Origin of the sequence: Virgibacillus sp. NKC19-16 (assembly GCF_021560035.1) — a bacterium.
Taxonomy (GTDB): domain Bacteria; phylum Bacillota; class Bacilli; order Bacillales; family Amphibacillaceae; genus Virgibacillus_L; species Virgibacillus_L salidurans.
Genome location: NZ_CP074373.1, coordinates 2,330,475 through 2,344,472 on the forward strand (window position 1 = coordinate 2,330,475; position 13,998 = coordinate 2,344,472).

Below are 13,998 nucleotides of genomic sequence, written 5' to 3' on the forward strand. Positions count from 1 at the left end.
AATAATTATTCGTTTTGAAAAATAAATTCCCCTACCAGTTTACCAAAAATTTTAGGTTGTTCCACGTGAATTGCATGTCCCGCATTTTCGATGATCTCCAAATTACTTGCACCAAGGCGTTTTTCCATCATTTTATTGATCACAAAAAATTTTTCATCATATGTACCGGCAATTAATAAAACCGGTTTGCTGAATTGTTCCATCTCATTCCACCTGGAGGCTTGAGACCCTGTTCCCATGTGTCGAAGCGATTGCGTGAGCCCTTGTGCTGATTGAGCTAATCGTTCTTGTCGGATTTCCGCTTGCACGTGTTTCGGCAACGCTTTTTGCGTTTGAAACAGTTGGATATTTTCCCAGAAATCAACAAAGGATGCCACACCTTCATTTTCTATTTTTTGTGCAAGCTGTTCGTCTTTCTCCACTCGCTGATCGCGTTCTTGCTTTGTGTCTAAACCGGGCGATGCACTTTCTAGAATTAACGATTGGACGAGTTCCGGGTAGGCAATAGCAAAAGATAAAGCTGTTCTGCCACCCATCGAATAACCAAGCAAATGAAATTTTTCAAGCTGCAAATACCGAAATAATGCCCTTAAATCAGCGCAACATGCTTCCATTGTTCTGGGCGATGGTGTTTTTGTCTGTCCGTGACCAGGTAAATCAATGGTAATAATTCGTAGTTCATCTTTCCAGTTTGCAATAAAATCAGCCCAAGTGGACATGCTCCCTGTAAACCCGTGCAGCATGACGACAGGTGGATTGCCGGGTTCCCCATGGATTTCATACCAATAGGAAGCATCATTAATTGAAAAAAACAATCGGTCATTCCCCCTTCATGAGGAGTTCTTGCTCAATTGCGTGCCATTTCTCGCGGTGCCAATCCACATTTGTGGTTCTTTCTGTTTGCACCTCAACGACAGATAACCCCAGTTTTTCGTAGCTTGCTGTAAGTGCATCTTTTAGTTCAGATTTATGTCGGGCGACAGTGTGTGTGCCGCCATACATGGCAACTGCCTGTCCTAAATCGATATCAACAGGAGTACCAAATAATGCTTCAAAATGCTTTTGATCATTGGCTTGGCCTAAGAAGGAAAAGATTCCACCCCCGTTATTATTGATTAATAGGATGGTGAGATTAAGCTTGTAATGTTTTGCCGCAAGTAAGCCATTCATATCATGGAAAAATGATAAGTCTCCAAGCAGTAATGTTGTTGGTTTCCCGGTAGCTGCCGCACCAAGCCCGCTTGATACCATTCCATCAATTCCGTTAGCACCCCGATTAGCCAGTATAGAAATGTTCTTTTCCGTTGTCATGAAAAAGGTATCCACATCTCTAACTGCCATGCTGTTTCCAACATATAGGCTGCTGTTATCAGGAATAGTATCTATCATTCCGCTTACAGCCTCTCCCTCGGTAATCTGCGTTTCAATTCCATCCAGCAAGTGTTTCTTCGCCGTATGATTCATTTCCTGCCAAGTTTTCAGCCAGTCTTTATTAAAATGCCTGACAGGCGATTTCGTGATAAGATCCTCGCATAGCGAGTTCGGGTCTGCGAAAATAAATTCGGTTGCATTACCTGTAGGTTCCCTGTACCCTGCATCATTTTCCACAATGAATTGCATCGCGTCCTTATGCTGTTTCACGTAGAAAAGATAGGGCTTGGAAACAGGCATTGCGCCAAAGCGAAGTATAAAGTCTGGCTTCAGCTGTTTGCGAATTGTTTCGCTTCTTAAGATTGCATCATATCCTTCAATAATATGCGTCTTATCATGTTCACCTGCCCTCAGCTGGGACAAGGGTCTGCAAGAATAGGCAAACCCCACGCTTCCGCAAGATTCGTAATGGCTTCTGCAAGATTCGCATCCACTTGCGGACCGCAAACAATAAGCCCCTTTTCCTTGCTTTGAAATTTTTCCAGCAGTTGATTTACATCATCTTCTAGCAATCGTTTCATACCGGCAAATGTTGGATTATAGGATTGAACTCTCTGATCTCCCCAAATATTTTCCAATGAAAAATCAGGGCTAAGTGGTTCCCGAAATGGAAAGTTCAAATGGACAGGACCGGGGTTTCCTTCCTTAGCCTTGTAAACAGATCGTGCTGCTTTACTCCTTACATACCCAAGCATGGCCGGGGAAGCCTCAGGCAGCGCCATTTCGTTAAACCATTTCACATAGTCCCCGTATAACTTCATCTGTTCAATGGCTTGTGGTGCACCGACATCACGCAATTCATGGGGCCGATCTGCAGTGAGAACGATTAGGGGTACTCTGCTATAGTACGCTTCTACAATGGCAGGGAAATAATTAGCAGCCGCTGTACCGGAAGTACATACAAGCGCAACCGGACGTTTTGTTGCTTTGGCAATGCCTAGCGCAAAGAAGGCGGCTGATCGCTCATCAAGGATGATCCACTCTTTCATTTGTTCATGTTCCGCAAACGTTAATGCGAGTGGTGTCGATCTGGATCCCGGTGAAATAACCGTGTCTGTAACTTGGTTTTTGGTAAGTTCATCTACAAAATTAGCTGTATAGCGTGTTAAAACTTCTGTATGATTCATCTTTATTCTCCTAGAACAGAAAGCATTGGTTTAAATTTAATCATTGTTTCTTCATATTCTGCCTCCAGATTGGAATCTTTGACAATTCCTCCCCCGGCAAATAATGAGGCTTCATCTCCTTGTATAAGCCCGGAACGGATCGCAACAGCAAATTCACCGTTTTGATTACTATCCAACCAGCCAATAGGCGCGCCGTACCAGCCCCGGTCCAGTAACTCATGGTCTCTGATAAATGCCAATGATTCCTTGCGCGGTGTACCCCCAAGTGCAGGTGTAGGATGAAGTTGTTTAATAATATCAAAAATGCTATACCCGTTTTTCAGACGAGCTGTTACCGGTGTATACAAATGTTGTAAATTATTTAGTGGGTAAATAACCGGCGCTTCCGGTATATCAACTTTCGTGCAATAATGAGTCATTGCTTGTTTAATCATTCTTACAACAAAGTCATGTTCCTGACGATTTTTTTCATCATGAAGCAATTCCTGGCTTATTTTTACATCTTCCTCTTTTGTTTTCCCTCTTGGTGCAGTACCAGCCAGACATGTCGATAAAAGGTGATCCCCTTCAAGTTTCACTAATCGCTCTGGGGTTGCGCCAACGAAGCAATCAGCCCCTTTTTCAAAGGCAAAAATATAACTGTTGGCTTGTTTATCCATTAATTTTTCTAAAATGGTGGCAATATCTGCTTGCTTTTCGAATTTTAAGCGCATCTCCCTTGCAAGGACGATTTTATCGGCTTTATTTGCTCGAATTTCTTCTCTTGCCTGCCGGACAGTTTCTTTCCATTTGTCTGGTTCAATCTCTATTTTTTCTTTTAGATTTAAATGGTTAGAAGGATTTGCCGTATATCTAAAGAGTTCAGACTCCATTTGATTTACTTGCGTTGCAAGCTGAGCTGGATGGTCCTCTCTAGTTACTTTCACATTGATTGTAAAATAATAGGCATTATTATGTTTCGTTAACATAAATTCCGGCACGGTAAATTGGCTGGGATTGAATTTTTTCCATAGATCGGTTTGTTCTTTTTGCGGATCAAATGCCATTCCTCCCAGTGCCGTAATCCCGGTACCTGCTTGCTTATATGGATTATGAATGATTGCTTTAGCTAATATATTATTCCATAACGCTTCCGTTTCTTCAAAGCGAGAGTCAGCGCCTGTAGTAATTTCATGTGCATTGCCAATACCAACAACATAAAAATCATCTTCGGTACTTGTCCAGAAAATACGGTTTTTATGAAGCTGCTTAGCCTCTTCAAAAAAACGAAGCGGATTCGTTTCTGTTATTTTTTTTGTCACACTGACGAGTTGAAAATCCTCATTTGATTGCAATTCTTCAATTGCTTTATTTAGTAAATCTTCTATTGGTTGTTCCTTTGTTTCAATCATCTGATAAACCTCCGTTAAACTTACGATGGCGAACTTTATCTCTATTTTATTCTCTTTTTGTCTGTTTCTCAAGGAAAGGGACTATTTTTCTACATTTCGACAATTGACACGCTTTAACAATTTCCTTATATTAATGATATTGATATATTTCAGGGGGAAACATCCAATGCAATCAACAGATAAAGTAAATGTAAAGCAAGCTTTGAATGAAAAAGATGGATTTCAAGTTTGGTGGCGCCTCATGCGGCCACATACATTAACAGCTTCATTTGTCCCGGTTTTTGTCGGTTCCATGCTTGCTTTTACAGAGGGTTCTATAAATATATTCGTATTTCTTGCGATGTTGGTGGCATCCATGCTTATCCAAGCCGCCACAAATATGTTTAATGAATATTATGACTTTGTTCGCGGCCTGGATACGAAAGACTCTGTCGGTATCGGGGGGACAATTGTACGGGACGGCATCAAACCGAAAAAGATATTAAATTTAGCATTCGTGTTCTTTGGTATTGCGGGTGTACTTGGCATTTATATATGCATCGCATCCAGCTGGTGGGTAGCAGTCATTGGTTTAGTATGTATGATAATCGGTTATTTATATACAGGAGGACCTTATCCAATCGCATACACACCGTTTGGTGAACTTTTTTCCGGATTTCTAATGGGAACCGTCATTATAGGCATTAGTTATTTCATCCAAACACAATCAGTAACTGCAAATGTTATCTGGGTATCCATCCCTGTAGCTATCTTCATTGGATGTATTATGTTATCAAATAACATCCGTGACCTGGATGGTGACAAAGAAAACGGCCGTAAAACAATCGCCATTTTACTTGGTAGGAAAAATGCGGTTAATTTCCTGGCAGCATTATTTATCACGTCTTATGCTCTAACAGCAATTTACATTATAACAGGAATACTGCCATTATGGTCGCTTATCACATTTATCAGTATTATAAAAGCAATAGACGTAATTAAAAAATTCCGCGGCAAAACACAGCCACTCGAAATGATGCCTGCGATGGCCGCCACAGGAAAAACAAATACATTCTATGGATTTTTACTTGGTCTATCCTTATTAATTAGTGCGGTTATTTAACAGAGGAGACATTTTTAATGACATTAGAAAACACGCTAATAGAAGCACTCGGAATTGAAGTAGTATCCCTGGATAAAAATTTGGTTGTCCTGAGTATGCCTGTTGATAAGCGAACACATCAACCAGCGGGGTTTTTGCATGGTGGTGCAAGTGCAGCCCTCGCAGAGACCGCTGCCAGCATCGGTGCAAATGCACATGTCGACACGCAAGAATCAAGTATATTCGGCATCGAAATTAACGCAAATCATATAAAAAGCAAACGGGACGGTGTCGTAACAGCGAAGGCTACCCCGCTTCATACAGGTAAAACAACAATGGTATGGGATATAAAAATAATAGATGAACTTGGGTATCTTATATCAGTATCAAGATGTACGATAGGAGTCGTTCCAAGACGGAAATAAAGAAAGGTGATTCGTATGTCCAAACACAAGGAACTGACAGATGAAAAAATAAAGTATTTCAAAAAACGCCTACAAGGACTGAAAGAAGAAAATGAAGAGAAGCTTGAATCAAATAAAGGTACTAACCCGAACGATGAGACACAAGAGCTGGCAGACTATGATAATCATCCGGGAGATATAGGTACAGAACAATTTGAACAACAGCGTGACGTGGGACTCAACCTCGTTCGAGAAGATCGCCTGCAGGACATCAATGATGCACTGGAACGCATTGAAAACGGCACGTACGGCTTAAGTGAAAAATCAGGAAAACCAATACCACTGGAACGCTTGGAAGCACAGCCAGAAGCACGGAACCTAGTCGAGGAAGAAAAATAATGTGGAGTCCGCCCCTTTTGAAAGGGGGCGGGCTTTGTTTATGGTGAGATTACTAACTCGTGATCTTGATTACCGAAATCCTAGAAAAGCTGCCAGAATGATCGTCAACCTAGAGTGAACCCTGGCAACCAAAATCTGAGAAAGAAGTATAAACGGTCGTTATAAGGGTTCATGACGACGTTGAACACATTTTATTCGGGTTAACGGGGGTCATCAACGGCTTATGGCGACGTTGAAGGCATTTCATTCGGTTTAACGGTAGCCATGAACGGCTCATGACCGGTCCATGACGACCGAAAATATATATACGGATGAATCACTACAAAAAAATAAAGCCAACCCTCAACGGATTAGCTTTACCCTATTTATCCTATACCAACTTCGCTTGCTGTTGTTCTATCCAACTTCGCATTTTCACAAATAAGGGAACAAAAAGCAACCCTATAACAACGCCTTTTATAATATTAAATGGCAGAACACCTGCAATGACGGATATCCATTTTACCTGTTCTGTCATCTCCCAGCCCATGAACCATGCATATGCCGGTAAAACGAAAAAGTAATTTAATACGCTCATCCCAACAGCCATAACAATTGTCCCGGTTACCAATCCCGAAACGACACTTTTTACACCTTTGAATTTGTGATAAAGCATGGAGACAGGTACAACAAACATAAGACCTGCTAAGAAATTTGCAGCAACCCCTATCGGATCACCAGCTCCGGAAACAAGTAAGTAAAGAACATTCTTAATAGCTACGACAATAACACCAGCCACTGGTGAAAATATGAATCCCGCAATTAATGCTGGTACATCACTAAAATCAATTTTTAAATAAGCAGGTAAAAATGGTAAAGGGAAATTCAAGAAAAACAGTACGAGTGAAATGGTCCCCAGTAATGCTAGAATAATAAGTTTTAAAAGCTTTGATGACTGCTCACCTTTCGTTTGCATCATCTTCTCCTCCTTCATCTTAAATCGATTCCTATCTCGTTCGATGAAGGATAAGCCTTTCTCCTATAAAAAAATACACATAAAAACCCTAAAGCCTAATGGGGCTTTAGGGTGGTAGATTATTCATAGAAAAATTAAAGCGCATCATGCACTATAATTTGGCTCGACATCTTCTCCCATCCAGACTGTACTGTCGGTCCCGGAGTTTCACCAGGTCAACCACGCCGCAAAATGCGTTGTGGGTCACGGACTTAGAGCTCATATAAGCTCCTCACCGTCGGTCGGGAATTTCACCCTGCCCCGAAGATATGGAATCGATTATTTTATTGTTAATTGTATTATACACGATTTCACCTCATTTGCAAATAAATTATCTCAGGTTAAAAAGAAAAGGTGCAGAAGCTCATCACTTCTACACCTTCAATTTTGCATAATCTAATCTTCACTCAGCATTAATAAATAATTTACCTTCCGCCTGCTGACGCGTTTCGTTACCAAAGTCATCCACGATTTTCACTTCAATAACAGCGCCTTCAGCCTCGATATTTGTTCCTGTCCACCATCCTTCGTAATGGCCTTCTGACGTTTCCATCATCGGAAGCTCTGTTGCATTGGCAACACTGCTTCGCTCATTTGTTAGTGGCATATGGATAAAGAATGTAGCTCTTTGCCCTGGCTCACTATCAAATTCGATATTCACACTTTCACCTGCATTGATATATACATCTTCCGTTGGTGTTAGGTTATCGATTTCAGGTGCCGTGAAGTCCACGTCAATGGTAACAGATTCTGTTTGACTATTTCCTGCTAAATCCGTTGCAACAACTTCGATTTCGTTTTCTCCGTTGTCCAGCAAAATTCGCTTGGAATAGCTTCCATCCGAAACATCTGCTGCTTGACCGTTCACTTCCACATAATCAAGGTTGGCATCTGAAACAGTTCCTTCCACAGTCACTGTTTCCCGATTTGATTTTTCCCCGTCTTCCGGATTATCAATCGTTAATTCAGGTGATTCGGTATCCAGCATGACTGTAACAGGATCAGATTCCCCTACGGAAGCTCCATCAAGTAAGGATACTGCTGTAAGTTCATTTTCACCTTCTATTAAGTCTGCTGGTATTGCAAATTCACCATTATCTCCAACTTCCTCTGTTCCAGCTTCTTCTCCGTTATTTAACAATTGAACGGTAGTTGTAGGAGAAGCGGTACCCTCTACAGTTAGCTCTGTTTCATTTGTGATAAGGTCCTCTGCCGGTGAAGTAATAACAGGTTCCTCCGCCTCATAACTGACACGAGCACGGATCATATAGTTTCCTTCAATAGCAGGAGACTGTGACCATGCTCCACCAACTAATTGATAGCTGCGCTCGGCATTTGGACTACTTTCATCAGTTGCTAGCCCAGGAGCTCCTGTATTAGGCTGTGTTTGGATATACACCATATAGAAATCTCCATCCACCGTAATGCTGTGCTCGGACAAGTCAACGACTGTCCATTCATTCACATCACGTATAGCTTCAGCTTCTATTGGACCGGCAATTTTCTCACCGGGTTGTCCATTTGCACCTGATGCATCCCATACTTCTACTGCAAATTCGGTGCCACCAGGGACAGGGAATTCCGCGTCCCAGAACTTAAATACACCATCTGTTACGACAGCGGATTCTTCACCCTCCGGCAGGGACATTTTCACTGCCCAGCCATTACCTGTATCATAGAAAGCACGTGCATTTTCAGCGGTTCCGTCATCATATCCTATTTCTCCACCAGGTACAGTGTAGAATGGCTCAAGTGCAACATCTGCTTCTGCGTCCTCTTCCAGGTTAACTTCAACCTCTGTTGCATGATAACCGCCTGCTAAAACACGTAATGTGTACGTACCTTCATATGCAGATAGAACGTAATTCCCGTCTGCATCCGTTTCTACAGGTTCAATGTTTGCATCTTCTACAACAAGAACCGTAGCACCTTCTATCGGTTCACCTGTTGCCACATCCGTAACTGTTCCACTTACGGAATACTGATCGATTTCTTCTAATGTGAAATTCGCCTCAGTCGTTTCCTCATCCTCAATTGTTACGGCTTGTTCATCCGAATGGAATCCATAAGATTCAGCTTTTACTGTGAATTCCCCTGCAGCATGAAGTAAGGAATAGGTTCCATCTGCTGGATCTGTATTTACGGATCGACCGGTTTCAAGCACACTCACTTGAGCGCCTATAGGTAAAACAGCCGGATTAACTGCTTCTTCCTCAGCCGGTGGATTTTCCTTAGGCAATACTGGTGCAATACTCGCCGGATTCACGTTCTCTTTCAAGGCCGCTTTACCATCATTTTCTTTTTCTACCCCAAGTTCATTATTCGTCATTTTTAGCGCATTCATGGCCGGATGACCGTTCAGTAATCCGATGGAATTGCCGTTACCAGGAGCGACCCCTAATGATACAGTATCACTTTCTGGCTCCTCAGATAGCGCTACATCATCAATATACCAACCATCTCTAGTGACACTAAGGTCAGAGGTGAAATTGAAACCAATATAAATTCGCTCGCCACTATAATCGGATAAGTCTACTTCTGCACTTTCCCAACCATCTGTTAAACCTTGCATTCTAGTAAGCTGTGTCCATTCCTCTTGATCCGTTGATATAAAAACATGGCCAAAATCATACGCATTGCCTGATTCATAGGCTTCTAAATCATGCCATTGTTCAAACTGCAAGTATGAATCCCCTTCCGGCAGATCAATTGGCGGCATCACAAGTGTTGCATTTGCGTTACTATCATATTGACCATCCAGATTGGTTGCATACAGATTTTCGCCGGATGCAGCTTCCTCAGGTCCGGATGTTGGCGCGCCCCATTCCCAACTATTGTTTTCGCCGAATGAAGTCCAACCGGCCGGGCTAGATTCAAAGTCCTCGAAATATCCTGTTGTAATACCTTGCTCTACTGTTACAACGTACTCATCACTGGTTACTTCATTATTTCCGAAGTCATTCACTTTCCAGTAATAGGTCAGAGAATCCCCATCGATACCCTCGCCAGGAATGGTTGCAGCATATTCTCCATCTGTAAAATCACCAGAAGTTCGGGATGCTTCTACAGTTTGCCAGTCCCCACTATTGTCCTGATAGTTTAATTCAACGGAAGCGACACTAATGTTATCACTAGCCTGAATGGTTAAATCTAAATCCATGCCAGCATATGTTTCTGCAGGGGCTTCGTGTTCAAAAGCAGGTGCTTCTGTATCGTCACCTTCTTTTGTAACTTGTCCTTCCAATGTTCCAAGACCATCTACTAGAGATGCTACTGCATCATGTGCATTAACTAATCCATATCCGTATCCATTATTTGGAGACTCCGGATATTCTTCATCCGTTAACGTCGTAGCAGTGGATGTTAAAATTTCTTCCATTTCATCAATGGTTAAACTCGCATCCACATCTTTTAACAGTGCTGCTACCCCCGCAACAGCAGGACCAGCCATTGACGTTCCATTCCAGCCGCCTTCATACCCGCCTCCGGGTACAGTGGAACGAATATTTACGCCGGGAGCAGAAATATCAGGTTTCACCTCATCATACGGGGAAGGTCCGCGCAGGGAAAAATCTGCAAGCGCATCTTCAATGTCAGTTGCTCCAGTAGCAAATGATTCAGGGTAATTTGCCGGAACAGCTACGGACTCCGGACCGCCTGGGTTGGTAAGTGTTGTATTTCCAGCTGAAAATTCCGGGAAAATATCCGCTGCTCTCCAGTTCTGGACAACGTCACGATACCATTCATCAAGACCAGGTCCACCGCCCCATGAGTTGTTAACAACATCTGGCGCCATATCCACATTCGTATTTCCTTCAGAATCCGTTGGTGCTAAAATCCATTCTGCTGCTGCTAATAAATCTGCATCAGTTGCCGTTCCATCCACTCCAAATGCTTTAACAGCAATCCACTGAGCACCGGGAGCTACACCGACTTGATTGGATCCGTCTGGTTCACTTCCTACCATCGTTCCTGTTACGTGCGTACCATGTCCATTTTGATCATAAGGCTCAGTCTCACCGTCAGCAGGATCATACCAGTTGAAATCATGATCGACTTCATCCGTCTGCGCGTCATAGCCACGATATTTTTCTTTCAAAGCTGGATGATCCCACTGGGCACCTGTATCGATACTTGCTACAACCGTACCTGAACCATCAGCGCCCATATCCCAAGCTTGTGGTGCGCCTACACGTTCTACATTCCACTCCACATTTTCGATGGAAGATTCAGGTGTTTCCGCATCCTCTGTAACTGTTGTGAACAATTCACGTGTTTCGTTAGGTAAAATCTTTTCAACTTCTGCAAATGCGGCAACTTTTTCTGCCACTTCTTTTGTAGCAGTTACCGCCATACCATTTACAATATAATAAGAATTAATATTTTCAGCATTCCCATTCTCAACCTCTTGTTCCAGATACTGTTTTACATTTTCCTGTGAAGTCAGAGAAGTTGATTTTAATGCAGACACAACAGCTGATCGCTGTATATGCTCTTGGTTTTGCGCTGATAGATTCGCTTGATCGGCATTAGCTCTCGCATCTTCAGCTATTTGTGCTGTATCCGTTTTTTCGTTAAATTTAATTAAAAATGTTGTTTTGTCGTTCTCGCTAAACTCCTCTTGTAGGCGATCAGTCACTTTTGCTTGCGTTACCTTCTGGGAGTCGACTGCAGATTGGTGTAATTTACTATTTGCTTCTGCATGCGAAATTCCTGGTGCAATTAAAGAAAAAGTCATTAGAAACGATGCAGCAATACTAAATGCTCTAACCTGACGTTTTTTCTTATGTTTCAAAATCTATTCCTCCCCTCAATTTAAAAACAGTCTCCTAAACACGCTGAAAATAACTACACTATATAAAACTCCCCGCCCCCTTTGTAAAAAAATATAGTGTTGCTTGACAGCTGTTTGTGGTGATGTTTGTAGAATCTGAGTTGTTGGTGTAAGTATAATAGATTTCAAGGTTAAACGGTGTCGAAATATGTCGATCCAAAATAGAACTTTCAAAATTGATAGATTAGTATTATTATTTCTGGATTTACTTCATAGGTTATTGACTCAGGTTCATAGCATTTACTTTTTCAATACAGCGCCAACGATTGATACAAAAGCATTTTAGAGAGGTAATCTATTAACACGGGTTTTCTGCTTTACAAAAAGATGGATAAATAGACCTGCTACATCACAACTATTACAAACAATTTTTCATAGAAATGGAAATATAGGTGCGTATGATCTATGTAAAATTACAATTTAAGGTTCATTTGTCATGTATTTCGAAATATTTTAATATTATAACCATTATTAAGTCCTACTTCCTGTAATATTGACATTTCTCCGTAAAATAGAAAAAAGCCCCATGCCTGGTTAAAGAATCCAGGCATAAGGCTCACTTTCAGTAACAAATTAATCTTCCAATGGGTTCAGACTTTCTTCTCCTGTTAGTTCAGAAATCATCGTTACCATCAATTCTATTTCCTCATCAATATCCATCAGGCTTGCTGTCTCAACAGGTGAATGCATATAACGCAATGGTAAGGATACAAGAGATATTGGAACCCCCTGACCGGTCAAACGCATGCGATCTGCATCTGTCCCTGTCATTCTTGGCGTTAATTCATACTGCACATTCATGTTTAATTTTTGTGCCGCATTCTCCAGCAGTTTATTGATCTTCCTATTGATCGGTGCTCCTTTTGCTAAGACCGGCCCACCTTCAAGGCGGATATCACCATGTTTGTTCTTATTTACACCAGGGTAATCTGTTGCGAATGTAACATCAACAGCAATAGCCATTGTAGGTTTAACACCTGCAGCGGCAAAATAGGCACCACCCATATTTGTTTCTTCATTCACCGTGCTTGCAGCATAGACACCAACTTGGCAGCCTTTGTCTGCTAAGCGCTTGAACACTTCTGCTACGATAAACGCACCTGTGCGATTATCTAAACCACGCCCTGCCACGTAGCGATCCATCAAGATTTCCGGTTCTGTTTTATATACACCAAGATCGCCAATTTGGACATGTTCCGCTGCTTCATCTTTTGTTTTATACCCACAATCAATAAATAAATCTTCCAGATTAAAATCATCTTTCAAGCCGCCATGATGCTGTGCATTCACACCAATAACACCTATAACAGTCTTGTTGTATCCGAGCACGGTTACTTTCATACCGACCGCAGCCTTTGGATTGATTCCGCCCATCTTATCAAAATGCAGAAACCCATTTTCATCAATACGGTTAATCACAAGTCCGATTTCATCACTATGTCCTGCTAGTAATACTTTAAAAGGGGCCTCCGGGTTTAGCACACCAATGACATTACCGGCATTATCGGTTCTTATCTCATCAGCAAAACTTTTTACATTATTCATCCATTTCTTTTGTATCGCCATTTCATTACTCGACGGTGATGGCGTTTGCAGGAGCTCTACTAAGAAATCCTGTTCTGATCTTTTCATGTTATTCCTCCTTCGCGTAAAACGTTAGTACCATCATAGCAAATTTTTATGTTAAGAGCACATTTGTTTACGATGCGTATGCAAATGGGTAGAATTAAATTTAACAAGTGAAAAAAGGAGCGGTTAATAATGGACTTAAATCAATGGTATGAAAAAGCAATGTCACCTGATACATATATTGAATCCATGAAAGAGCATAAGGAAAACCTCCTGCATGTTTACGATAATTTCACCTTACCAAATGATGAGGCATTTTTTAAGGAAATAAAAGCTAAAAATCTCCGTGCTATCGTTTTAACAGAGGATTGGTGTGGTGATGCGATGATGAATACCCCGGTCTTACTTCGACTTGCGGAAAAATCCGATATAGATGTGCGGATGCTGCTTCGTGATCAAAATCTGGAATTAATGGATCAATACCTAACAAATGGCAAATCACGTTCGATTCCTATTTTCATATTTATTGATGAACACGGAAATGAAGTGGCAAAATGGGGCCCTCGCGCTGATAAGGTCCAGCAATTTAGTGACGACGCACGCCAATCACTGCCCGCCAAAGATGCCGAAGATTACAAGGAAAAATTGAAAGAAATGCTTGTATTTATGACAAAATCATTCCGGGACAATACTGATTTCTGGGATGATGTATATGCTAGTATCAAACAAACTTTACAAAATAGCTAACTAACGCGGGGGTTGACGCAT

At 41.6% G+C, this 13,998-nt stretch carries 9 protein-coding genes, 1 pseudogene and 1 riboswitch; of the genes and pseudogenes, 4 read left to right on the top strand and 6 right to left on the bottom strand.

The features are described from left to right. Positions 1 to 5: 5 nt before the first annotated feature. From menH to KFZ58_RS12020, 3 genes and pseudogenes are all read right to left on the bottom strand, one after another. Positions 6 to 815, bottom strand: a complete 810-nt coding sequence (menH, locus tag KFZ58_RS12010) for a 2-succinyl-6-hydroxy-2,4-cyclohexadiene-1-carboxylate synthase (RefSeq protein WP_235791542.1) — start codon at positions 813 to 815, stop codon at positions 6 to 8. A gap of 4 nt (positions 816 to 819) precedes the next feature. After that, positions 820 to 2,558 (bottom strand): annotated as a pseudogene (gene menD, locus KFZ58_RS12015) (2-succinyl-5-enolpyruvyl-6-hydroxy-3-cyclohexene-1-carboxylic-acid synthase). A 2-nt stretch (positions 2,559 to 2,560) separates the two neighbouring features. Next, positions 2,561 to 3,949, bottom strand: coding sequence for an isochorismate synthase (locus KFZ58_RS12020; protein WP_235791543.1), 1,389 nt, complete (start codon positions 3,947 to 3,949; stop codon positions 2,561 to 2,563). 166 nt (positions 3,950 to 4,115) lie between these two features. Here KFZ58_RS12020 and KFZ58_RS12025 point away from each other — a divergent pair, with 166 nt between their 5' ends. From KFZ58_RS12025 to KFZ58_RS12035, 3 genes are read left to right on the top strand one after another with little or no spacing between them, the layout of a single operon-like run. Next, entirely contained in the window at positions 4,116 to 5,051 is a 936-nt protein-coding gene (locus KFZ58_RS12025; protein WP_235791544.1) for a 1,4-dihydroxy-2-naphthoate polyprenyltransferase, read from the top strand. Positions 5,052 to 5,068: 17 nt separating this feature from the next. Continuing rightward, on the top strand, positions 5,069 to 5,455 hold the full coding sequence (locus KFZ58_RS12030; protein ID WP_235791545.1) for a hotdog fold thioesterase: 387 nt from the start codon (positions 5,069 to 5,071) through the stop codon (positions 5,453 to 5,455). A 15-nt stretch (positions 5,456 to 5,470) separates the two neighbouring features. Then, positions 5,471 to 5,833, top strand: a complete 363-nt coding sequence (locus KFZ58_RS12035; RefSeq protein ID WP_235791546.1) for a TraR/DksA C4-type zinc finger protein — start codon at positions 5,471 to 5,473, stop codon at positions 5,831 to 5,833. A gap of 370 nt (positions 5,834 to 6,203) precedes the next feature. On the opposite strand, the gene KFZ58_RS12040 is transcribed toward KFZ58_RS12035, so the two are convergent. From KFZ58_RS12040 to KFZ58_RS12050, 3 genes are all read right to left on the bottom strand, one after another. Further along, positions 6,204 to 6,788 (bottom strand): ECF transporter S component, encoded by a 585-nt coding sequence (locus KFZ58_RS12040; protein WP_235791547.1) that lies wholly within the window; start codon positions 6,786 to 6,788, stop codon positions 6,204 to 6,206. Between the two features lie 164 nt (positions 6,789 to 6,952). Then, positions 6,953 to 7,100: riboswitch (FMN riboswitch) on the bottom strand. 130 nt (positions 7,101 to 7,230) lie between these two features. After that, positions 7,231 to 11,565 (bottom strand): S8 family serine peptidase, encoded by a 4,335-nt coding sequence (locus KFZ58_RS12045; RefSeq protein ID WP_235794737.1) that lies wholly within the window; start codon positions 11,563 to 11,565, stop codon positions 7,231 to 7,233. Between the two features lie 669 nt (positions 11,566 to 12,234). After that, entirely contained in the window at positions 12,235 to 13,293 is a 1,059-nt protein-coding gene (locus KFZ58_RS12050; protein WP_235791548.1) for a M20/M25/M40 family metallo-hydrolase, read from the bottom strand. Positions 13,294 to 13,422: 129 nt separating this feature from the next. Between KFZ58_RS12050 and KFZ58_RS12055 the strand changes: the two genes are divergently transcribed. Further along, positions 13,423 to 13,977 (top strand): thioredoxin family protein, encoded by a 555-nt coding sequence (locus KFZ58_RS12055; protein WP_235791549.1) that lies wholly within the window; start codon positions 13,423 to 13,425, stop codon positions 13,975 to 13,977. Positions 13,978 to 13,998 lie beyond the last annotated feature (21 nt).